The sequence below is a fragment of the Alkalihalophilus marmarensis DSM 21297 genome (assembly GCF_000474275.2).
Classification (GTDB): domain Bacteria; phylum Bacillota; class Bacilli; order Bacillales; family Bacillaceae_D; genus Alkalihalophilus; species Alkalihalophilus marmarensis.
In genome coordinates this window covers 1-22177 of the sequence record NZ_ATAE01000023.1, presented here as the reverse complement: position 1 = coordinate 22177, position 22177 = coordinate 1, and the positions used below count along the sequence as shown (strand labels likewise).

Below are 22177 nucleotides of genomic sequence, written 5' to 3'. Positions count from 1 at the left end.
CGTCTATCCCTCCTGTATGCTAAAGAACAACTTCTCCATCACCAGCTGCGGATTTACATTGGCGCTTAAATGGCGCTTTGCTTCGAGTACAAAAGACATGCTTTGACTCGTCTTCTCCTGCGAGCTAGAGAGGGCCTGCTGCTCTAGCAACGTCTGCTGGTCAGCAAATACTAATTGGTCCGTTTTGCCGACCTGTGTATATAAAAGGTCTCGCAACCATAAGAGAATCATATCAAGACCGAGTTCAAGTTCACGTCGTTCTTTAAATGTAGGAATCCATTTATCCTGAATTGTTAAGAACACTTGATGCGGTCTTTCATAAAGCTCTTCGTTTAATTGTATCACTACGCTTCGTGCTTGTGCAATCCAATCTGACTCCATTAGCGCAATTGCCTCTTCATAGCTTTGAGTCAGACCTGCTATTAACGTACTTAGCGTGCGTGATATACCTTCTTTTTCCAAACGTTCAATAAATTTTTCTCTTGGGAGAGGCGAAAAACTTAATTGCTGACTCCGTGATTGAATTGTAGGCAGCACACTGCTCGCTCGCTCTGTCATCAGCACAGCTAAAGTCGGGGCAGTTGGTTCTTCTAGAAATTTAAGCAGACTGTTTTCAGCACTCGCCGTCATTTTATCTGCTTGGTCAACAATATAGACTTTCTTGCCTGATTCTACCCCGCGGTACGTAAATTCTTTTTGCAAGTGTTCAACCTGTTGCTTTTTAATTGAAAGCCCTTCTGGTTCAATAATGTGAACATCCGGGTGATTGCGATGCTCAATACGTTTACAATCAACGCAAACTAAGCAAGGTTCTGCACCTTCACTCTTCTTACATAAAAAGCTTTTTGCCAGCTGAAATGCAATTTGCTTCTTCCCTGTCCCCTTGCTTCCTTCAAATAAATAAGCGTGAGCTAGACGGTCTTTTTCTAAACTTCTCTGTAATAATTGAACAACTTTCGGCTGACTGTCTTTTAATTCGTTCCATGTTTCCATTTTAATGCATCATCCTTAAAACTGTTCAAATTGCTCTACTGGTAATACAAATACAGTCGCGCCGCCTACTTGTACTTCTACCGGATAAGGAACATAAGAATCTGCATTGCCGCCCATTGGTGAAATTGGAGCAACAAGCTGATCACGGCTTTGACAGTTTTTCTTGATAATTTCTTTTACCTGCTCAATATGCGCATCTTCTGTTCCAATTAAGAACGTAGTATTACCAGCCTTTAAAAAGCCTCCTGTACTAGCAAGCTTTGTCGCTCTAAAGTTTGCCTTAACTAACGCCTCTGATAGTCGGTTACTGTCTTTATCTTGAACTACCGCAATGATTAATTTCATCATAACCACTCCTTCAAAATGAATAATGGTAAAACTACTTAGAAGATTTCTTTAGAAAGTCGTTAATAACCGCCATCGCATCCAAAAATACAGCATCTACATCTTGATCGGCATTTATCACAGCCATTCGTTCAGGATACTGTGCGATCACTTTCTCGTAGCCTTCTTTTACCTTCTCATGAAAATCAAATACTTCTTGATCCAGCCGATTGACCTCGCGAGTCCCGCTTCTCTTAATTCGTGCGAGTCCGACTTCCGGTTCAATATTAAAAAACAACGTTAGATCAGGGTAGCTGCCTTCAATGGCAAATTCATTAATCGCCAGCACATCGTTAAAACCAATTCCGCGTGCATGACCTTGATAGGCGAGGCTGCTGTCAATAAAACGATCACATATAACTACGTTTCCTTCTTCTAGTGCCGGGAGTACTTTTTCTACAAGGTGCTGCCTTCTAGCCGCAGCATATAAAAGAGCTTCCGTTCTTGCATCCATTTCTGTATGCCCAACATCGAGAATGACTTCTCTAATCCGTTCTGCTATGCGTATACCGCCAGGCTCTCGTGTTCTTACTACACTAATATCTCTTGCCCGCAGATCTTGCTCTATTTTATCAACGATCGTTGTCTTACCGGCTCCTTCTCCACCTTCAACAGTGATAAACAAACCTGTCTTCATTTTATTTCCTCCAAATCTACTACCTTCAATCCGTCTATTAATGGGTTGTTTCCTTGAAACACCGCTCCACTTTCATGTAATCTCACTATATCTTTCATAACACTTTCCTTGAGTACTTCTCCTTTAAATACAAGGGGAATGCCTGGCGGATATGGAACAATCTCTTCAGCTGCTATATGACCGACAGCCTTATCTATTGAACAAACTTTATAAGAATATTTTTTAACCTGATGGGATGGAATGCTTAATTGAGTGATCTTATCCGTGCTGCTTACTATATTTACCTCTTCATTTATTACGTTATATTCAGAGAGCAGTCCCCTAAGTTTTAAAGCAAGATAAGACGTATCCGTATAATCTCCTAATCCGAAAACAAACAAAACATGTTTATCATCAGCTAACTCAATATCAATTCCTTCTTTAAACAATAAGTCTTGCAACTCGTATCCAGACAGCTTTGTACATGACTTTATTGTAACCTTTAATGGGTCTTGTGAATAGGAGGAGCAGCTTCTCTTTATGACCTCTAGTTGAGGGATAGTAGCTATTTCGTCTATAAAGGATTGAACTCCTGCTATCACTTCATTTATATTTTCCTCATTTAATTGTTCAATATATGCCCGAGCTCCGTCTAATGCTGCCATAATTAAATAAGATGGACTGCTAGATTGCAGCATCGCGAGTGAGTGCTTCACCAATTCTACTTTTTCTTTTGCTAAAGAGCGGTGAAAATGTAAATAAGATCCCATCGTCAAAGCAGGCAGCATTTTATGAGCAGACTGCACAACGATATCGGCCCCTAACTGTAAAGCAGAGGGGGGAAAAGGATCTCCTAGAGCAAAATGCGCTCCATGTGCCTCATCTACACAAACGATAAGCCCTGCTTCATGGGCCTTATCAATCAATGTTTTCATTTCAAAGGCTGCACCGTAATAGTTTGGGTAGGTTAGAAACAAAACCTTCGCTTCCGGAAAGCAATCAATCGCCTCTTCAATTGTCGTAAGCGAAGGGCCTAGCGGATGTCCTGTCTCCTTTTCTAATTCTGGTTTTAAGAAGATAGGCTCTACTTGAAATAATTCTATTGCATGAAAGAGTGATTTGTGACTATTGCGCTGTATTAATATTTGACCGCCTGCTTCTGTTAAACCATGGACCATTGCTAAGTTTCCTGCAGTCGAGCCTCCTACGAGAAAGACACTTTCTTGGGCCTGATAAAACGCTGCACAAAGCTCCTGTGCCTTTAATATCGCTCCGGTTGGATGGTGCAGATCATCAAGCCCCTCAAGTTCTGTTACATCATACTTATGTATATCTTTAAAATCTTCCATTAAAGATGAATGAAAAAGCTTCCCATTTTTATGTCCAGGTACATGAAAAGAGACCGGTTCCCTTTTAAAATGCTGCTGAATGGCACTAATTAATGGTGTGTTTGAGTCTTCTCTATTCAATGCCCTTCACTCCTTTCTCTCTATTATAAATCAAACTAATGGTTCATGCTTTTATCTGTCCCCTAAAAAAAACTGATTCTAACATAGATGCATCTAGGGTTAGATGAGAATGTGTTAGAATCAGTTTAAAATCGCTATTTAGTTTTCGTTCACAGAAGGGCTAATGCCTCTTAACGCAGTTATAAAATGTCCATAAGGCTCTTCATTACTTTCCACATCAACAATTCCTTCTTCACATTTTAAGCATATGAATGAATCAAATATACGTATCCCTTCCGTCCTAGCACCCTGACAACAAATACATTTCTCCCCAAGCCGTACATGAATGACTCTGGTTTGTTTCATCCTCATCACCTCTAGTCTCATTGTCGGCACTGTTATCTTTCTTTATACACATGAATGAGCTCACATATCGTCGAAAGATCTTTTCTTTAGTGTATTCATTCTGAAGCAGGTTGGTGCCTATCCATTGAAGAGTATTTAATTGGATAGGCTCTCGTGAAGGTTGGAAGCTTGCGCGGGTTCAGCAAGTGAATTGCGTTGGTCTAGTGTATAATTGCGCCTGGGTTTCGTGTAATTGCTCGGTTCAGAGGCTCGATGCGTCAAAGATTGTTTATTGCGCCTGATGAGCAGCTATTTGCGCTTGGCTTTTGTTCAGTTTTCAAAGAACTTTTTGTCTGCCGCTCTCGTTGGCGACTTAACTAATATACCATCTCAGCAACGTTTCGTCAACACCTTTTTTTGAAGTTGTTTTTGTTCGTTGTTGTGGTGTGTCTCAGCGACAAGTAATAATATAACACAGCTTCAAAAATAAATGCAACCCTTTTTTTAAAAAGATTTATTAAAAAGAAAAAAGCCCGCGATCTTCTTATTAGAAGAATCGCAGCTTCTACTTAAAGAATAAATTGTTTTGTTACAATTAATAGAAGAAGACCAGGTATTCCGAGGACACCAGAGACTAATGCAGTCACTCCATTGATCGGAATGTGAAAGGCAAAGAACGAACCAAAAGCATTTACAAAGAACAACATCAAAGCTCCGATTACAAGTTTAACGGCTAGCTGCCCGACGAACCGAATGGGCTTCAGCGGCGCTCCAACGGTTAATAACAAGATAACCAGCCCTGCCAAAATTGCTATAACTAAGATCGGATCCATCTCATCACCTCTTAATGCTTGTCTTTAGTCCATTTTATGTGTGCCGACGCAAAAAAAGAACAAGCTATCTAACAAGCTTGTTCTGTCGCATTTTTTGAGTTCTAGCTTCTCTTAGCAAGAAAGTATAGGCAGATTCGGTCGCCTTCATTCTCGCAAGCACGTCATCTGATGGATCAACACTGTGTGATACGTAATGCTTTTCATTATCCAATCGTTCTTTCATCGATTCAATCGATCGTAATAGACGGTCGCTTTCTTCTTTCCGCAGCTTTCCTCTTTTTCGAAAAAACATAACGGCCCCCTCGACGCTACAATTCTCTTCTACCTTCAATTGCTCTAGATAATGTCACTTCATCAGCATATTCTAGATCTCCACCAACTGGCAGTCCGTGCGCAATTCTCGTCACTTTAATACCGGTAGGCTTAACCAGACGAGATATATACATCGCCGTTGCTTCCCCTTCAATAGTCGGGTTGGTAGCAATGATTACCTCTTGAATGGTATCGTCTTGCAGTCGCTTTAATAGTTCTGGGATTTTGACATCCTCAGGTCCTATGCCGTCCATTGGAGAGATCGCACCATGTAAGACATGGTAATGACCACGATACTCCTTCATCTTTTCCATAGCGATCACATCTTTCGCTTCTTGAACCACACAAACCATAGAATCATCTCGATGTTTATCCTCACATATACGGCAAGGGTCCGTATCAGTAATATTATGACAAACCGAGCAATACGTTAGATTCCGCTTAGCATTTACAAGAGCTTTTGCGAAATCTAAGACATCATCTTCCTTCATATCTAAAACAAAGAAAGCCAGGCGGCTCGCCGTTTTAGGTCCGATACCTGGCAGTTTCATAAATCCTTCAATTAACTTTGCGATTGGTTCTGGATATTGCAAAGCAAAACCTCCTAGAACATTCCTGGGATGTTCATTCCTTTTGTGAATTTACCCATATCTTGCTCAACAAGCTCATCTACTTTTTTCAATGCTTCATTTGTAGCTGCTAGAATTAGATCTTGAAGCATATCAATATCATCTGGATCTACAACATCTTCAGAGATTTGCACATCTACAATACGCTTATCTCCACTAGCAATGACTGTCACCATACCGCCGCCAGCCGTTGCTTCAACTGTCTTTTCTTTTAATTCTTCCTGTGCCTTCATCATTTGCTTTTGCATTTTTTGCATTTGCTTCATCATACTACCCATGTTTTTCATAATAAGATCCTCCTTGTTTTAACCGTCTATTATTTCGACTAGATCTGCACCTACTAATTTCAGTGCTTCATCAACAACAGGGTCACTCTCACTCTCTCCCCCGCGCTGTTCCTTCATATACTCTTCCTTCAACCTATCCCACTGAGTTTGAAGCAGTGTCATAAAGGTCACTTGAGTGGAGAATATCTGCTGAAACACCTCTTCTAAAAATGGACGGAACTTTGTATCCATCATATCACGATGCATTTCATTTTGAAACGCTAGAAGGATGAAGCCTTCAGCAGCTGCAACCGGACGGCTGTCACTCAACCAGGCATGTGCAGGAATATTTTGAGCTTTCACTTGTTCCATTATAGAACCCCATTGCCCGGTAACCTTTTGAAGCTCCTGCTTACTCGCTCCCTTAAGAAACTCTTTTACTTTAGATGTATTTACTCTCGTTTGAGGAATTTGCTTTTTCGGCCGTCTTACCGACTGCTGCGGTGCGCTTTCTCCCATAGCTGAAGAGGCACCGCCCCCTGCTTGAAGCTGCTTCACTACTTTTTCAAGGGAAATAATTTTTGCCTCTAGGTGCTTAACTGTTTCTGATTTAACTTCACTACCGGCAGAAGATTCACTTGGACGCTGATTCACTAACCTTATTAAGGCCATTTCGAGAATCACTTTCGGATGGGTAGACCACTTCATCTCTTGCACCGAGCCATTCAGAATCTCAATCGCTTGATACAGCCAAGGGAAGTCAAATTGTTCGCTTAGAGAAACAGCTTTATCTCCCGAATCTGCTCTTTCTAATAAATCTTTCGAATCAGGAGCCGTTTTACATAACAGCAAATCTCTCATGTAGTAGATAAGATCTTCTAAAATACGGCCAGGTTCTTTCCCATCTCTGACAAGCTGATCAAGTGATTCAAGAACGACCGCTGAATCTTTATTTGCCACTGCTTCCACCAAATTAACTAAAACTTGTTCTGAAACAGCGCCTGTGATCGCTAGAACATCTTCTAATGTTAACGGACCTTCAGCATAAGAGATCGCTTGGTCAAGCAAACTCAATGCATCACGCATTCCTCCATCAGCGGCTCGGGCGATCATATTTAGAGCCTCATCGTCTACTTCTATCCCATCATGCAAGAGTATTTCATTCATCCGTCCTACAATGGCCGTATTCGGGATTCGCTTGAAGTCAAAGCGCTGACATCTTGAAATGATCGTTAACGGAATTTTATGAGGTTCAGTTGTCGCTAAAATGAAGATAACATGCCCAGGAGGTTCTTCTAATGTTTTCAATAAGGCATTAAATGCACCAGTAGAAAGCATGTGAACCTCATCGATGATGTATACCTTGTAAGGCACTTCATTAGGCGCAAACTTAACCTTATCCCTAATATCACGAATTTCATCGACTCCGTTATTTGATGCTGCATCAATCTCCATCACATCTACAATTGCACCCGAGGTGATCCCATTACAGGCAGCACATTCATTACACGGCTCTGCCACAGGGGCCTTCTCGCAGTTGATTGCTTTAGCAATGATTTTTGCAGCACTTGTTTTACCTGTCCCGCGTGGTCCTGAAAACAAATAAGCGTGGGAAAACTTATTTTGCAATAAAGCATTTTGAAGCGTTTTCGTTATATGTTCCTGTCCAACAACATCTCTTAATTGCTGCGGACGCCATACGCGGTATAATGCTTGATAGCTCATTGATTCCCACTCCTTCTTCACTCACTACTCCATATTATACTGATTTAAAAGATGATAATAAAGTATCTTAAGAGGGATACCTATAAAAAAACCCAATAAAAAAACAACCGCAAAAGCAGTTGTTATCTTATGTATATAATACCGTGCACCTTTCTTCGATAGTGCCACCCTAAGCGTTACCTAAGCAGTTAGCTCGGCTCAGGCTGCTCCACGGCACACGGAAGGGGCCACTTACTGCTGCTTCCTTCCGGACCTGACAGGGTTCGTGGGTTTCCGTTGCGTGGAACCCAAGCGTCAACACCACTTACTTAGGTCAGACCTTACGATGACAAAACCTCGGAAAGGGATTCAGTCCCGCTACAGCGGATTGCGGGTACAGGGCACCGCTACCTCCCCACCTAGCACGGCAAATTGTATAACGTTGTTAGGCGTCTTACTGACGCATTTCCTAGTATAGTTTGTTTGAGGAGAAATTGCAAGTGTAAGAATTAGGAAGCTCCATTCCTTTTCGCTTCCTTTCTTTTTGCTCTAAGCTTTCGAAAAAAGGTGGTAAGCCTTTCTCCACACTCTGTTTCTAAACACCCGCTTATCACTTCTGCACGATGGTTGAAGCGCGGTTCGTCCAGCAGGTTCATTAACGTTCCTGCGCAGCCAGCCTTAGGGTCTGCTGCACCGTATACTACAAGATCTAACCGAGACTGTACAATGGCCCCTGCGCACATTGGGCATGGTTCAAGCGTTACATAAAGAGTGCAGCCAGACAACCGCCAGCTTCCTAACACATCGCACGCTTCTTTTATGGCAAGTAATTCTGCATGCGCGATTGCTTGATGGTCACACTCCCTGCGATTATGAGCAGCAGCAATCACTTCGCCGTCTTTCACAATCACTGCTCCGATCGGTACCTCTCCTATTCGTTCCGCCGCATCAGCTTCCCGCAGCGCAAGCTTCATCCAATCCTCGTGTGTCTCAGCCACCAGAGCAACCTCCTCGCAATGTATACAGATATAAAAAAACACCACCCAATAGGTGATGTGTGTCATTTTAAAATATGGCGGAGGAAGAGGGATTCGAACCCCCGCGCGGATTCGAACCCCCGCGCGGTTTAACCCGCCTGTCGGTTTTCAAGACCGATCCCTTCAGCCGGACTTGGGTATTCCTCCGTGTTGTTACTAACCTGCTGACAAGGAATATAATATCATTCTACATAAAGTAGTGCAAGCTTTTTTATAAAAAAAGATGATCTTTTTTTCAAAAGACCATCTTTCTTCTATTATATTAGTTGATCGTTACCTCATGAAGCATGTAAGTTCCGTTTGGATGCTTCCAGAAACCTTGTACTTCATCACGAAGACCTACAAGGTACTCTTGATGGTAAAGATAGATCATTGGTGCAGCTTCAACTAACATTTCTTGCGCTTGCTTGTAAAGTGCTAGACGATCTTCTTCGTCAGCTGTTTGACGAGCCTCTTCTAAAATCTCATCAAGCTCATCATCTTTCATAAATGTACGGTTACCGGCTTCACCTACATTAGATGAATGGAATAGTGGGTACATTCCGTAATCAGCATCACCTGTGACTACAGACCAACCAAGAATGAACATATCGTGTTCACCACTTGCAGTTTGCTCTAAGAAAGCACCAAATTCCATGACGTTAACACTTACATCAATATTGATCTTAGAAAGTTCAGCTTGGACATACTCCGCAATAGCCATACGCTCACGGTTATCATTTGTCCAGATTGTTGTAGAGAAGCCATCCTCTAAACCTGCTTCAGCAAGTAATTCTTGTGCAGCATCTACGTCATAACCTAAAGGCTCAACAGAATCATCAAAACCAAAAACATCTGGAGGAATTGGGCCAACTGCAGGAGTACCAGTATCATCTAAGATACCGCTGATAATACCTTCTTTATTAATTGCCATAGAAATCGCTTGACGAACACGCTCATCATCAAATGGCTCTTTGTCCATGTTGAATCCAATGTATGAAAGACTCACACTGTTTGTACGATCAAGACTTACTTCTGGAGTATTCTCAACACGTGTAACATCACTTGGGCTGACAGGGAAAATAATATGTGCTCCACCTGTTTCAAGTTCAGCAATACGAGTTAAATCTTCAGGTACTACAGAGAATGTTACAGAGTCAACCTTTGCAGGCTCGCCCCAGTAATCTTCATTTTTAACTAATTTCACAGCTGTACCAGGGTTCCACTCTTCAAATTTGAAGAAACCAGTTCCGACTGGGTTGGCACTGATTGACGCACCAGGAGTACCACCGTCAGCTACAGCTTCTTGGTCCGCTTCAATAGAAGGAAGTGAACTAATAGCAAGTCCGTTATGAGCTAAGTGAGCAGGAAGCGGAGAGAAAGGATACTCAGTTGTTAGTTGAAGAGTATACTCATCAGTTGCTTCAATGTCCGTCACCATACTAATTAAGAAAGAACGAGGAGATGCTAGCTCTGGATCAAGAATACGATCAAGGTTAGCTTTTACAACCTCAGCGTTTAATTCTGAACCATCATGGAAAGTTATTCCTTCACGGATTTTGAATTCCCATGTGTTATCATCGATTAATTCCCATTCTTCAGCTAAGCCAGGCTCTAACTCAAGCTCAGCATTTTGATTAATAAGTGTCTCAAAAATGTTTGCAGTCACGTTAGTTGACGGCACATCATTTGCACTTGCCGGATCTAAAGATGACGCATCTGATAATGTAGCAATAACTAAATCGCCGCCTTCTGCACCTTCTGCAGCTTCAGTATCTTCCCCATCTGTGTCACCAGCTGGTTCGCCTGAACTGTCCGGCTCACTTGCACATGCCGCCAGCACAAAAGCTAGTACCATCGCAAGCAAGAAAGCGAAAAGTGAATTTTTAGACATCTTCACTTTTAAAAACCCCCCTTATATTCCTTTTTGTGTGAACTTTTAAAATTCAATATTACTATAACTTAACTTTCACAATAAAACAAGAAATTTTATAAAATTATTAATAGTTCATTTACTTTCTCATTTTTATTGAAGAAAGGCAAAATGGAAAACGCTTACACAAGCTGTTTATTATTCAGAATGTTTAAAATAAACAAACAAACGACATTATCTTACAAAAGTATTTTAAACATTGTAAAAAATTATGTACGTGATATAATAATGCGGTGTAGTATAACAATAATTTTGTCAAAATTTAAAGCATTTTGAGAAAGGGTGTCTATTATGAGCGAACAGACGATAAATGATGCTATGACAAAAAGTCCTCCTCCGAGCCCTCGGGTTAAGAGTATGAAAAACTTCTATAGAAAGCTTCGTAAAAACAAAGCTGCTATGGTCGGAGGAATTCTGATCTTATTTTTTGTTATTGTAGCGATTATCGGTCCATTTTTTGCACCGTACGATCCAACGGTTCAAAATCATGTGAACAAACTTGCAACTCCTTCATCTGAACACTGGTTCGGAACAGACCATCATGGTCGTGATATCTTCAGCCGTATTATTCATGGAATGTCAATTACATTATATATTGGCCTCTTCTCTGTTATTATCGGTACTGTTTTTGGTGTTTTCCTAGGATTAATTTCTGGTTATTACGGCAAGCGTGTGGATGCATTTATTATGCGTTGCATGGATGTATTACTAGCATTCCCTGGTATTTTACTAGCTTTAGCGATTGTAAGTGTATTAGGCGGAAGCTTAACAAATGTAATCATAGCTGTCGGAATATTCTCGATTCCTGTATTTGCAAGGATTGTACGTGGATCTGTACTTTCTGTTAGAAAGTTAGAATACGTGGATGCTGTTCGTGCACTTGGTGCAAGCGACGGGCGTATTATTTTTAAACACATTTTACCGAATATTTTATCACCTATTATTGTCCAAGCTACTTTGCGTATGGCAACAGCGATTCTTACCGCTAGTGGTCTATCATTCTTAGGAATGGGCGCTCAGCCTCCAACTCCAGAGTGGGGCGCAATGTTAAGTGCCGGACGAAATTATATGTATGACGCACCACATGTAGCGTTATTCCCAGGTTTGGCGATTGTTATTGTTGTACTAGCATTTAATATTTTTGGTGACGGATTACGTGATGCACTTGATCCGAAGATGAAAAACTAGAAAAGAGGTGTAGATGATTGTTTACTTATATAGTTAGACGATTAATTCAAACGATCCCTGTTCTTTTTGGTGTTACAATTCTCGTTTTCTCAATGATGCACCTCATTCCTGGTGACCCGGCTCAAATCATCGCCGGTGAAAGTGCATCTGAAGCTCAAGTTGAGCAAATGCGTGAGCGACTTGGCTTAAATGATCCGCTCCCGCAGCAGTACTTTAATTATATTGGAAATGCAATTCAGGGTGATTTAGGAAACTCGATCCGTAGTGGCCGTGAAGTAACTCAAGAAATTTCAGGCCGGTTCTGGGTAACAATAGAACTTGCCATATACAGTACGATTTTATCTGTATTTATTGGTTTAATTGCCGGTATCATTTCAGCAACAAGACATTACACGTTCTTAGATACAATGATTATGATTGTGGCTCTATTTGGTCTTTCAATGCCTAACTTCTGGCTTGGATTAATGTTAATTCAATACTTTGCTATCGAATTCCGATGGTTCTTGCCTTCGGGATGGGGATCCTGGCAGCAAGCCGTCCTTCCGGTTATTACTCTCGGTACGGCAGGGGCAGCCATTGTTGCTCGTATGACTCGTTCAAGTATGTTAGAAGTTATCGGACAAGATTATATTCGAACTGCACGTGCTAAAGGGGTAAAAGAAAGAGTTGTTATTTACCGTCACGCTCTCAAGAATGCATTAATTCCTGTTGTAACAGTCGTTGGTTTACAATTTGGTGTGCTTCTTGGTGGAACAGTATTAACAGAAACGGTATTTGCTATTAACGGTATGGGGCGTTTAATTATTGATGCCATTCGTGCACGTGACTTCCCTATCGTACAAGGTACAGTACTTGTTATTTCATTACTATTTGTTCTCGTGAACTTACTCGTAGATATTTCTTACCGCTTCTTAAACAAGCGTATTGACCTTGATTAAGACTTACTTATTAATGAAGGGTGTGAAACATTTTGACTACAAATGAATCCATTATTCAAGTGCGGGACCTTCGTACATCATTCTTCACTGATCAAGGTGAAGTAAAAGCTGTTGATGGCGTTACATTCGATGTACCAAAAGGTAAAACACTTGGTATTGTTGGAGAATCTGGTTCAGGTAAAAGTATTACCTCACTATCAATTCTTCGTTTAATCCAAAATCCAGGAAAAGTCGTTGGGGGAGAAATGATCTTCAAAGGAGAAGATCTTCTCAAAAAATCTGAGGCTAAAATGCGTAAGATTCGTGGAAATGAAATTTCAATGATTTTCCAAGAGCCGATGACTTCTCTTAACCCTGTTTACACAGTAGGAGAGCAAATCGGAGAGGCCTTTAGAATTCATGAAGGCTTAGGAAAGAAAAAAGCAATCGAACGTTCGATTGAAATGCTAAAGCTAGTAGGCATCCCGTCACCAGAGCAGCGTGTTCATCAGTATCCGCATGAATTATCTGGTGGTATGCGTCAACGTGTGATGATTGCAATGGCTCTTGCTTGTAATCCAGAGCTTCTTATTGCCGATGAGCCTACAACAGCACTTGATGTAACGATTCAAGCCCAAATTCTTGAATTAATGAAAGATCTTCAAGACCGCTTAGGTATGTCGATCATTATGATTACGCATGACCTAGGTGTAGTTGCTGAAACATGTGATTATGTTGCGGTTATGTATTGCGGTAAAGTGGTTGAATACGCAAGCATTAGAGAGTTATTCAAAAATCCACGCCACCCGTATACAGTCGGTCTTCTGAACTCCCTTCCTCGTCATGATATTGATTTGGATGGTGAAGAGCTATCTGTTATTAAAGGGTCTGTACCAAGCCCTGCAGATATGCCTAAGGGCTGTCGTTTCGCTCCGCGTTGTCCGTTTGCGAGTGACATCTGCCGTGAGCGTCTGCCGGAGCTTGAAGAAGATGAAAATGGAAACCAAATTCGTTGCTGGATTTATTCAGATGAGTGGGACGGGGACCCGGAGGTGAACGTGTATGAAGAAAGAACTTCTTAAGGTTAATGACCTGAAGCAGTACTTCCCGATCAAAGGTGGTTTACTTGGTCGTACAGTAAATCACGTTAAAGCAGTAGACGGTGTATCATTTACGATTTATGAAGGAGAAACAGTAAGTATCGTAGGAGAATCTGGCTGTGGTAAGTCTACTACAGGACGTGCGATCTTGCGTTTAGATGAACCAACTGATGGTACAGTTGAATTTGACGGCGAAGACTTACTATCCTTAAATAAATCACAAATGCGTAAAAAGCGTAAGGATCTTCAGATCATTTTCCAAGATCCATACGCATCAATTAATCCTCGTCAAACAGTACGTCAAGTACTTGATGAGGCAATGGAAATTCAAAATGTCATTCCACGCGAAAAACGTGCAGACCGAATTAAAGAATTAATGGAAACAGTTGGTCTTGGTGCTCACCAAGCTGACCGCTTCCCGCATGAATTCAGTGGCGGTCAGCGTCAGCGTATCGGGATTGCACGGGCGTTATCTGTAGACCCTAAGCTGATTATTTGTGATGAGGCTGTATCAGCTCTTGATGTATCCATCCAAGCACAGGTTATTAACTTATTAAAACGTCTGCAGCGTGAATTCCAGCTGACTTACCTATTTATTTCACATGACTTGGGCGTTGTCCGTCATATTTCTGATCGAGTTATTGTGATGTATTTGGGACGCATCGTGGAAATCGGTGATAAGAAATCTTTATTTGATAACCCGCAGCACCCTTATACAAAAGCTTTATTATCAGCTATTCCTGTACCGGACCCTGAGCGCAAGAAAGAGCGTATCATCTTAAAAGGTGATGTTCCTTCTCCAATCAATCCTCCACAAGGATGCCGCTTCCATACTCGCTGCCCATTTGCAACAGAGAAATGTAAGACAGATACTCCTGAACTGCGTGCAGCCGATTATATGAAAGAAGGCCACCAAGCAGCATGTCACTACATGGAAGAGATTGAATCAGGAGAGCGCAAACCTAATTATGTTTAAACTAAAAATCCCTTACAGCATGCACGCTGTAAGGGATTTTTCATCTTATCCGATTCTCTCAACATTGCCCATGTATGGACGCAGTACTTTAGGAATCTCAATTGATCCATCTTCTTGCTGATAATTTTCAAGGATGGCAGCAACTGTACGGCCGACTGCAAGCCCTGAACCATTTAACGTATGAACAAATTCTGCCTTCGCTTTTGGGTCACGGCGGAACTTAATGTTCGCACGGCGCGCTTGAAAATCTTCAAAGTTACTGCATGAAGAAATCTCGCGGTAAGAGTCATAGCTTGGAATCCATACTTCAATATCGTATTTCTTAGCTGCAGTGAAGCCTAAATCTGCAGTACACATGCTCATTACACGATAAGGAAGCTCTAGTAATTGCAGGACTTTCTCTGCATGTCCTGTTAAATTCTCAAGCTCTTGATAAGAGTCCTCAGGCTTCACAAAACGAACAAGCTCTACTTTATTGAATTGATGCTGGCGAATTAAGCCTCTTGTATCACGGCCAGCTGATCCTGCTTCTGAACGGAAACAAGCACTGAATGCAGTATAGGCAATCGGCAGTTGATCAGCTTGCAAAATTTCATCACGGTGCATGTTTGTAACAGGGACTTCTGCTGTTGGAATTAAGAAGTAATCTTCCTCACGAATCTTAAATGCATCTTCTTCAAACTTTGGCAGCTGCCCGGTGCCTGTCATGCTTGTGCGGTTGACCATGTAAGGAGGAAGAACTTCCTCATAGCCATGTTCATCTTGATGAAGATCCATCATAAAGTTCATTAATGCACGCTCAAGACGCGCTCCGAGGCCTTTATAAAATACAAAACGGCTTCCAGTTACTTTTGATGCGCGTTCAAAATCAAGAATACCTAGGTCTGTTGCTAGATCCCAATGCGGCTTAGGTTCAAATTCAAATGAACGAACATCGCCCCATTTGCGTGCTTCTACATTATCATCTTCTGTTTCACCTACTGGCGTTGATTCATGCGGCACATTTGGAATCGTTAAAAGAAGGTGATCCAACTCTGCATCAAGCCCGCGCAGGTCTTCATCTAATTGTTTAACCTTCTCAGACACCTCTCTTGTTTCTTTAATGAGGTGGTCAGCATCTTTTTTCTCGCGCTTTAATTGAGCCACTTCTTGAGACACTTGGTTACGTCTGCTTTTTAATTCTTCCACCTCTACAATAATGGCACGGCGCTTTTCATCAAGGTCTCCAAACTTATCTAATCCAGAGATGTCCTCACCACGTGTTGAAAGCTTCTCTTTTATATCAGTGAAATCATTTCTTAATCGTTTTACATCTAACATGTTTATTCCTCCTTAAATCAAATCTTCTATTTGACAAGCCTAGACAAATAAAAAAGCTCTCATCCACTCTTCGGCTAAGAAGAAGGGACGAGAGCACCCGCGATACCACCCTTGTTGCCTATATAATATAGACCACTCAAAGATAGATAACGGCTATCTTTACCGGAATAGCTTAAGCTTAGTGCTTCACCACTCACTCAAGGGTGGATTCAATAAAGTGCTACACTGACTCACACCGGCCGTCAGCTCTCTGTAGAAGCAGCTTTATTTACTATTCCCTATCTACGCATTGTCTGTTATACAGATTTTACACCTTCTAGCTTAGCTTGTGCAACCATATCGACAAAATACTGATGAAAACGGTGATCGTCTGTTAATTCCGGATGGAAAGAGCAAGCAAGAAAACGTCCTTCTCTAGCTGCTACAATCTCATCATTAAACTTCGAAATTACTTCTACATCCTCACCGACCTCTTTTATCAGCGGCGCACGGATAAATACCGCACGAACATCCTCGCCCACATCAGTGACAATAAGATCAGCTTCAAAGCTCTCACGTTGACGTCCAAAAGCATTTCGCTCAACGGTCATATTCATTAAAGAAAGGTGACCCTCTGGCTGCCCTGCAATATCCTTTGCCATTAAAATGAGGCCTGCACATGTTCCAAAAACAGGCTTCCCTGTCTCTGCAAATGCTTTTAGAGGCTCTAGAAAGTTGTATTTATCAATTAAGCGACGCATGGTCGTGCTTTCTCCGCCAGGAAGAACAAGACCATCAAGCTCATCAAACTGTTCAACTTTTTTAACTGCTATGACTTCGACCTCAGGCCCTTGAAGACAAGCAACATGTTCACGCACAGCACCCTGAAGGGCCAATACACCTATTTTTAACATCTCGTTGTATCCTTTCTATATGAAAAACTAAGCCTCTTACCAGCCGCGCTCCTGCATACGTTCAGATGGCTGAAGAGTTGAAATTTCAATCCCTTTCATTGCCGTACCAAGACCTTTTGAAAGTTCAGCAATTAGAGCATAATCCTCATAGTGAGTCGTTGCTTCAACAATCGCACGTGCAAATTTTTCTGGATTATCCGACTTGAAGATACCAGAACCTACGAATACACCGTCAGCACCAAGCTGCATCATTAACGCTGCATCTGCTGGTGTTGCAATACCGCCTGCTGCAAAGTTAACTACAGGAAGCTTACCTGTTTCTTTAATTTCAAGAAGCAAGTCATAAGATGCACCAAGATTTTTTGCTTCAGTCATTAATTCATCTGTAGACATACCAGCAACTTTTTTCACTTGAGCTTGCATCATACGCATGTGGCGTACTGCCTCAACAATATTTCCTGTTCCCGGCTCACCCTTTGTACGAATCATAGAAGCCCCTTCACCAATACGACGTGCAGCTTCACCTAAGTCACGCGCTCCACATACGAAAGGTACTGTGAAATCGCGCTTATACAAGTGATACACTTCATCAGCTGGTGTTAATACTTCACTCTCATCAATATAATCAACTCCCATAGACTCAAGAATACGAGCCTCTACAATGTGGCCAATACGTGCCTTTGCCATAACTGGGATTGATACAGCATTTAAAACTTCTTCAACAATAGTAGGATCAGCCATACGTGCTACGCCGCCTGCTGCACGAATGTCAGCTGGTACACGCTCAAGGGCCATAACAGCCACCGCACCTGCTTCCTCAGCAATTTTAGCTTGCTCAGCATTGATAACGTCCATGATGACGCCACCTTTTTGCATTTCTGCCATACCACGTTTTACGCGATCAGTACCTGTTTGACTCATATGTATTTCCTCCTAGACCGTTCTTGTTAGTTGGACTTGCTTATCTTTAATAGTATACCGCAAAACTAAGATGTTCGCATAATTTTCTGTTATTATTTTTTAAAAAGAACGAGCCTATTTTTCCCAATAGACTCGCTCATTCTTTAAATGGCGATCAGCTTCAGTTTATGAGAACCATCCACTTACAGTATTAACAGCTGCATTCCAGATCCCAGAGAAAAATCCACCGATGCCACGCATCATCATCGTAAACCATCCAGCCTTCTCAACTGCTGTATCAGTTACCATCGGAACGCCTTCTTGCTGGCCGGAATATAAAAATTCCTCGCCTTCTCCTTCAAATGAAAGAGAAAGAGTCCCTACTGCTTCTCCTGCTTCTAGAGGAGCAACTAATTCACCATCTTCATTTAACTTTTCTTGATCAAGGCCAAGCTCTACACTGTATTGATCGTTTTGTCCATTTCTTACAACGGCAGAAAGCGCTTCTGCACTTGAAATAGCGACTTCTCGTTCTTTACCGGCAGCTACCGGCAAGGTCTCCTCACCTTCCACTACATGCCCTTCATCAAAAAGTTCAACCGTACTAAAGTTATTAAAACCAAAATCTAATAATTTTCTTGTCTCATTAAAGCGTGCATCACGTGATTCTGTACGCATGACAACCGAGATCAAACGCATTCCATCTCGCTCTGCTGTTCCAGTAAAGGTATTTCCAGCAGCAGATGTGAATCCGGTTTTAAGACCGTCAATCCCCTCATAATCGTGCTGAGGTCGGATAGTTGGAAGCATCCAGTTCCAGTTTTCCATCGGAATGACTTCTCCAGGGCCTGCTTGGAAATCCTTCATAGGAATACTTGCTGTTTCAAGCACTTCAGGATAATCACGTAATAGAGCATATGCTAGTTTAGCAGTTGCTCTAGCAGACATTTCATTTTCAGCTTCGGCACCCGTTCCCTCTGGATGATTCCCTTGTAAGTCACGGTTATTTAAACCAGATGAATTAACGAAATTAAAATCTTCTAATCCAAGCTCTTCCCCTTTTTCGTTCATCAGCTGAACAAATTGTGTTTCTGAGCCGGAGATTAATTCAGCTAAAGCAATCGTTGAAGCATTAGCAGAATAAATTGCTACAGATTCATATAGGTCACGAACTGTATACGTTTCATCTTGACGAAGAGGAACATTTGATAAAGCGGTTTGAAGTGAAAGCGTTCTAACCCAGTCACTAATCGGTACTTGCTGATCCCAGCTAATACGCCCCTCGCTGATCGCCTCTAAAATTAAATATTCACTCATCATTTTAGTCATACTTGCCAATGGTAAAACAGCATCTATATTCTTTTGATATAAGATTTTACCAGACTCTGCCTCTACTAAAATAGCTGATTCTGCATCTAAATCAAGCGCTGCATCAGCTGTCGTTGGTTGTACTATAAGCGTAGCCATTAAAACAAATGACATGAACGCGGCAACCCATTTTTTCTTACCTAACAATTTCACAATCGCACCTCCACATTTTTCTCACATAAGCGTTATTTTATCACAACAATCCATAAAAAAATAGATAGGGAAGGCCCTATCTATCTTAGTCTTTATACCTTTTTTGTGAACTCTTTAAAACAGATTATACTGAGTAGTTTGGTGCTTCTTTCGTAATTTGAACGTCATGAGGGTGGCTCTCACGTAAGCCTGCTCCAGTAATACGGATGAACTGCCCGTCATTACGTAAATCATCTAATGTAGCTGTTCCGCAGTACCCCATACCAGCACGTATACCGCCGATAAGCTGGTGGATCGTATCATTTAACGGCCCTTTATAAGGAATACGTCCTTCAATACCTTCTGGTACAAGCTTTTGTGCATTCTCTTGGAAATAGCGATCTTTACTTCCCTTTTCCATTGCACCAAGAGAACCCATGCCACGGTAAACTTTAAATTGACGACCTTGGTAAATTTCTCGCTCGCCAGGGCTTTCACTCACTCCAGCTAAAAGACTGCCTAACATAACAGCATGTCCACCGGCTGCCAATGCTTTTACGATGTCTCCAGAATACTTGATTCCGCCGTCCGCAATAATCGGTACACCATGCTTGCGGGCTTCTGTAGCACAGTCATAAACAGCAGTAATTTGCGGCACACCGATTCCTGCTACAATACGTGTTGTACAGATGGAACCAGGTCCAATTCCAACTTTCACTACATTTGCTCCCGCTTCAATTAGATCTCTTGTAGCTTCTGCTGTAGCCACGTTTCCTGCAATGATTGTTAAGTCAGGATATTGTTCGCGAACTGCACTAACTTTGTCTAGTACCCCTCTAGAATGACCATGAGCTGTATCAATAACAATCGCATCTACACCAGCTTCTACTAAAGCAGCAATACGAGTATCAGCATCTGCAGAAACACCGATGGCAGCACCTACAACCAATCTTCCTTGGGAGTCTTTCGCCGAGTTAGGGAATTCGATAACCTTCTCAATATCTTTAATTGTAATTAACCCTTTTAAGACTCCTTCATCATCAACAAGCGGAAGCTTTTCAATTTTGTACTTCTGTAGAATTGATTCAGCTTCCTGAAGTGTTGTCCCAACAGGAGCAGTGACTAGATCTTCTTTGGTCATGACTTCATCAATTTGAATTGAATAATCTTCGATAAAGCGCAAATCACGGTTTGTCAAAATTCCAACAAGCTTCTGTTCCTCATCAACAATTGGTACGCCTGAGATTCTGTATTTCCCCATTAAATGCTCGGCATCAAACACTTGGCGATCTGGAGTTAAGAAGAATGGATTTGTGATAACTCCGCTTTCTGAACGTTTAACACGATCAACTTGTTCAGCTTGCTCTTCAATTGACATGTTTTTATGAATGATTCCAAGACCACCTTCACGTGCCATAGCAATTGCCATTGCCGCTTCGGTTACCGTATCCATACCTGCACTAATTAACGGGATATTTAATTGAAGATTCTCCGATAACGTCGTTTTCACCGACACATCACGAGGTAATATTTCTGACCTGGCAGGAACTAGTAATACATCATCAAACGTTAAACCCTCTTTTTGAAATTTATTCTCCCACATTAGTACATTCATCCTCCCCAAAAGGTTTATTCATAAAATATGGTTTCCATAAATCATGCTTGAAAATATTATTAGTAGCTTATCAACTGGGCAAACTACTGTCAAGAAGTCATATAAAGTGCGATTTTTCCCAATAAACAGAAAAAGGTGGTGATCATATTGACTCACTATTATAAACAGCTCGATCCATTCTATTCAGCTGCCTTCACAAGATCTTATTTAACAAAATCATATGAAGAGACCAATATTGAGCAGCCAAAAACCAAGAGCTTCAATACTTGCTATACATTCATTTATCACTTGAAACATGGACAGCTTTACACAGAACAAGCTGGTATGGCTCCTATGGAGTTAAAACCTATGCTCTTATTTTATGGACTTGTTCAATTCTTAAAAGCAGCTATTCTCACAAAAGACCCCACATATCCTGCAAATTCTCAAGTCTTAGCTCATGGGGTAACAACGAGAAAACGTAAAAAATCAGGTTTTACGTTTTTAGATGATGAAGTGAAAATCCAACGAAATGGGCTGTTCTCTCATTTACTCTACAAAATGTTTCACATGAAACATTTGGATAATGAGAAAATAAAAATGACATCTTTATTGCAACAATTACCAGAAATGCAAACCCTTTTTAGACAGTTTAACTACCCTAAATACTTGGAAAAAGGCAAATATGAAACGTCTGGGATACGTTTCCCTTCCAACATTTTGGATACTTATCATATGACCGCAAATCGATTTACCCAGTTTATTCAATACCAGCAACAACCCTGGTATAAAAAAGGAGACTCTATTGTAGAAGAGAAAAGATATATTTCCATACCTTTTTCTAGGAAACCATCAACTCTTAATGGTTTTCCTTTTATATTCGATCAAGATAATATACCTCATCTTTTTAAAACGAAAGAAAGTCACTTACGTTTGCCAGAAGTATTAGTACATTATTTATTATTATACAACCTCAGCATGATCTGCCGGTATGAAACAGAGTGGTGGGGAGAGCTGCTGCATACATTTGATGGAAATGATCTCCCCTTCATCACTCAATATGTGAATTATGCTCAACATAGAGTGCCCGCTCTTATTGTAGAGTTACTTAAGTGTGATTCAGGGAAATGATAAGATGGCTTCGTAACTTGTTACCTGAAGCTTATAGGGTGTCTATCCCTATTGCGCGGATTGAGGAAGTTATTGCGTGAGTTAAGTGTGCAATTACGTCTGGGTTTCGTGTAATTGCTCGGTTCAGAGGCTCGATGCGTCAAAGATTGTTTATTGCGCCTGATGAGCAGCTATTTGCG

General features: G+C 41.3%; 22 protein-coding genes, 1 tRNA gene, 1 other RNA gene and 1 other annotated feature. Of the genes, 5 read left to right on the top strand and 19 right to left on the bottom strand.

All coding sequences use genetic code 11. The features are described 5' to 3' along the window. Positions 1-3: 3 nt before the first annotated feature. The 14 genes from holB to A33I_RS07830 all read right to left on the bottom strand — a co-directional run bounded on the left by holB (position 4) and on the right by A33I_RS07830 (position 10446). Positions 4-993: a DNA polymerase III subunit delta' gene (gene holB, locus A33I_RS07890; protein WP_022627946.1), complete on the bottom strand. Its 990-nt coding sequence runs from the start codon at positions 991-993 to the stop codon at positions 4-6. Between the two features lie 15 nt (positions 994-1008). Beyond that, positions 1009-1338 (bottom strand): cyclic-di-AMP receptor, encoded by a 330-nt coding sequence (locus A33I_RS07885; RefSeq protein WP_012957048.1) that lies wholly within the window; start codon positions 1336-1338, stop codon positions 1009-1011. A 34-nt stretch (positions 1339-1372) separates the two neighbouring features. Continuing rightward, the gene (tmk, locus tag A33I_RS07880) at positions 1373-2014 is read right to left on the bottom strand and encodes a dTMP kinase (RefSeq protein ID WP_022627945.1); all 642 of its coding nucleotides are present in this window, start codon (positions 2012-2014) and stop codon (positions 1373-1375) included. Then, a complete protein-coding gene (locus A33I_RS07875; RefSeq protein WP_022627944.1) occupies positions 2011-3462 on the bottom strand; it encodes an aminotransferase class I/II-fold pyridoxal phosphate-dependent enzyme in 1452 nt (483 codons plus the stop codon). The genes tmk and A33I_RS07875 overlap by 4 nt, the downstream gene beginning before the upstream one ends. Positions 3463-3600: 138 nt before the next feature. Then, a complete protein-coding gene (locus A33I_RS07870; RefSeq protein ID WP_022627943.1) occupies positions 3601-3807 on the bottom strand; it encodes a sigma factor G inhibitor Gin in 207 nt (68 codons plus the stop codon). A gap of 548 nt (positions 3808-4355) precedes the next feature. Beyond that, complete coding sequence (locus tag A33I_RS07865; RefSeq protein ID WP_012957042.1) at positions 4356-4619, bottom strand: pro-sigmaK processing inhibitor BofA family protein; 264 nt, start codon at positions 4617-4619, stop codon at positions 4356-4358. A gap of 64 nt (positions 4620-4683) precedes the next feature. After that, positions 4684-4911, bottom strand: coding sequence for a YaaL family protein (locus A33I_RS07860; RefSeq protein WP_022627942.1), 228 nt, complete (start codon positions 4909-4911; stop codon positions 4684-4686). 16 nt (positions 4912-4927) lie between these two features. Continuing rightward, a complete protein-coding gene (gene recR, locus A33I_RS07855; protein WP_012957040.1) occupies positions 4928-5524 on the bottom strand; it encodes a recombination mediator RecR in 597 nt (198 codons plus the stop codon). An 11-nt stretch (positions 5525-5535) separates the two neighbouring features. Beyond that, complete coding sequence (locus A33I_RS07850; RefSeq protein ID WP_012957039.1) at positions 5536-5847, bottom strand: YbaB/EbfC family nucleoid-associated protein; 312 nt, start codon at positions 5845-5847, stop codon at positions 5536-5538. A gap of 18 nt (positions 5848-5865) precedes the next feature. Beyond that, entirely contained in the window at positions 5866-7551 is a 1686-nt protein-coding gene (dnaX, locus tag A33I_RS07845) for a DNA polymerase III subunit gamma/tau (RefSeq protein ID WP_022627941.1), read from the bottom strand. A 141-nt stretch (positions 7552-7692) separates the two neighbouring features. Continuing rightward, positions 7693-7958, bottom strand: an RNA gene (gene ffs, locus A33I_RS20240) — signal recognition particle sRNA large type. Between the two features lie 81 nt (positions 7959-8039). Beyond that, on the bottom strand, positions 8040-8528 hold the full coding sequence (gene tadA / locus A33I_RS07840; RefSeq protein WP_022627940.1) for a tRNA adenosine(34) deaminase TadA: 489 nt from the start codon (positions 8526-8528) through the stop codon (positions 8040-8042). Positions 8529-8603: 75 nt separating this feature from the next. After that, positions 8604-8714, bottom strand: a tRNA-Ser gene (locus A33I_RS07835). Positions 8715-8829: 115 nt separating this feature from the next. Then, a complete protein-coding gene (locus A33I_RS07830) occupies positions 8830-10446 on the bottom strand; it encodes a glutathione ABC transporter substrate-binding protein (RefSeq protein ID WP_022627939.1) in 1617 nt (538 codons plus the stop codon). A gap of 324 nt (positions 10447-10770) precedes the next feature. On the opposite strand from A33I_RS07830, the gene opp1C reads away from it, so the two are divergent. The 4 genes from opp1C to A33I_RS07810 are packed head-to-tail and all read left to right on the top strand — an operon-like array spanning position 10771 to position 14660. After that, positions 10771-11667 carry a nickel/cobalt ABC transporter permease gene (gene opp1C, locus A33I_RS07825; RefSeq protein ID WP_012957035.1) on the top strand — a complete coding sequence of 299 codons (897 nt, stop codon included), beginning with the start codon at positions 10771-10773 and terminating at the stop codon, positions 11665-11667. Positions 11668-11684: 17 nt separating this feature from the next. Next, a complete protein-coding gene (gene nikB, locus A33I_RS07820) occupies positions 11685-12605 on the top strand; it encodes a nickel ABC transporter permease (RefSeq protein WP_012957034.1) in 921 nt (306 codons plus the stop codon). A 32-nt stretch (positions 12606-12637) separates the two neighbouring features. Beyond that, entirely contained in the window at positions 12638-13666 is a 1029-nt protein-coding gene (locus tag A33I_RS07815) for an ABC transporter ATP-binding protein (RefSeq protein WP_012957033.1), read from the top strand. Continuing rightward, on the top strand, positions 13647-14660 hold the full coding sequence (locus A33I_RS07810) for an ABC transporter ATP-binding protein (protein ID WP_022627938.1): 1014 nt from the start codon (positions 13647-13649) through the stop codon (positions 14658-14660). The genes A33I_RS07815 and A33I_RS07810 overlap by 20 nt, the downstream gene beginning before the upstream one ends. 45 nt (positions 14661-14705) lie before the next feature. Here the strand turns inward: A33I_RS07810 and serS are convergent, their stop codons facing one another. The 5 genes from serS to guaB all read right to left on the bottom strand — a co-directional run bounded on the left by serS (position 14706) and on the right by guaB (position 20876). Further along, a complete protein-coding gene (gene serS / locus A33I_RS07805) occupies positions 14706-15980 on the bottom strand; it encodes a serine--tRNA ligase (protein ID WP_022627937.1) in 1275 nt (424 codons plus the stop codon). Positions 15981-16060: 80 nt separating this feature from the next. Further along, positions 16061-16274: a binding site (T-box leader), on the bottom strand. 2 nt (positions 16275-16276) lie between these two features. Next, positions 16277-16873, bottom strand: a complete 597-nt coding sequence (gene pdxT / locus A33I_RS07800; RefSeq protein WP_022627936.1) for a pyridoxal 5'-phosphate synthase glutaminase subunit PdxT — start codon at positions 16871-16873, stop codon at positions 16277-16279. Between the two features lie 36 nt (positions 16874-16909). Next, the gene (gene pdxS / locus A33I_RS07795) at positions 16910-17794 is read right to left on the bottom strand and encodes a pyridoxal 5'-phosphate synthase lyase subunit PdxS (protein WP_012957029.1); all 885 of its coding nucleotides are present in this window, start codon (positions 17792-17794) and stop codon (positions 16910-16912) included. A gap of 165 nt (positions 17795-17959) precedes the next feature. Next, positions 17960-19255: a D-alanyl-D-alanine carboxypeptidase family protein gene (locus A33I_RS07790; protein WP_139314765.1), complete on the bottom strand. Its 1296-nt coding sequence runs from the start codon at positions 19253-19255 to the stop codon at positions 17960-17962. Between the two features lie 163 nt (positions 19256-19418). Next, a complete protein-coding gene (gene guaB, locus A33I_RS07785; RefSeq protein WP_022627935.1) occupies positions 19419-20876 on the bottom strand; it encodes an IMP dehydrogenase in 1458 nt (485 codons plus the stop codon). Between the two features lie 159 nt (positions 20877-21035). Here guaB and A33I_RS07780 point away from each other — a divergent pair, with 159 nt between their 5' ends. Continuing rightward, the gene (locus A33I_RS07780; RefSeq protein ID WP_022627934.1) at positions 21036-21998 is read left to right on the top strand and encodes a YaaC family protein; all 963 of its coding nucleotides are present in this window, start codon (positions 21036-21038) and stop codon (positions 21996-21998) included. Positions 21999-22177 lie beyond the last annotated feature (179 nt).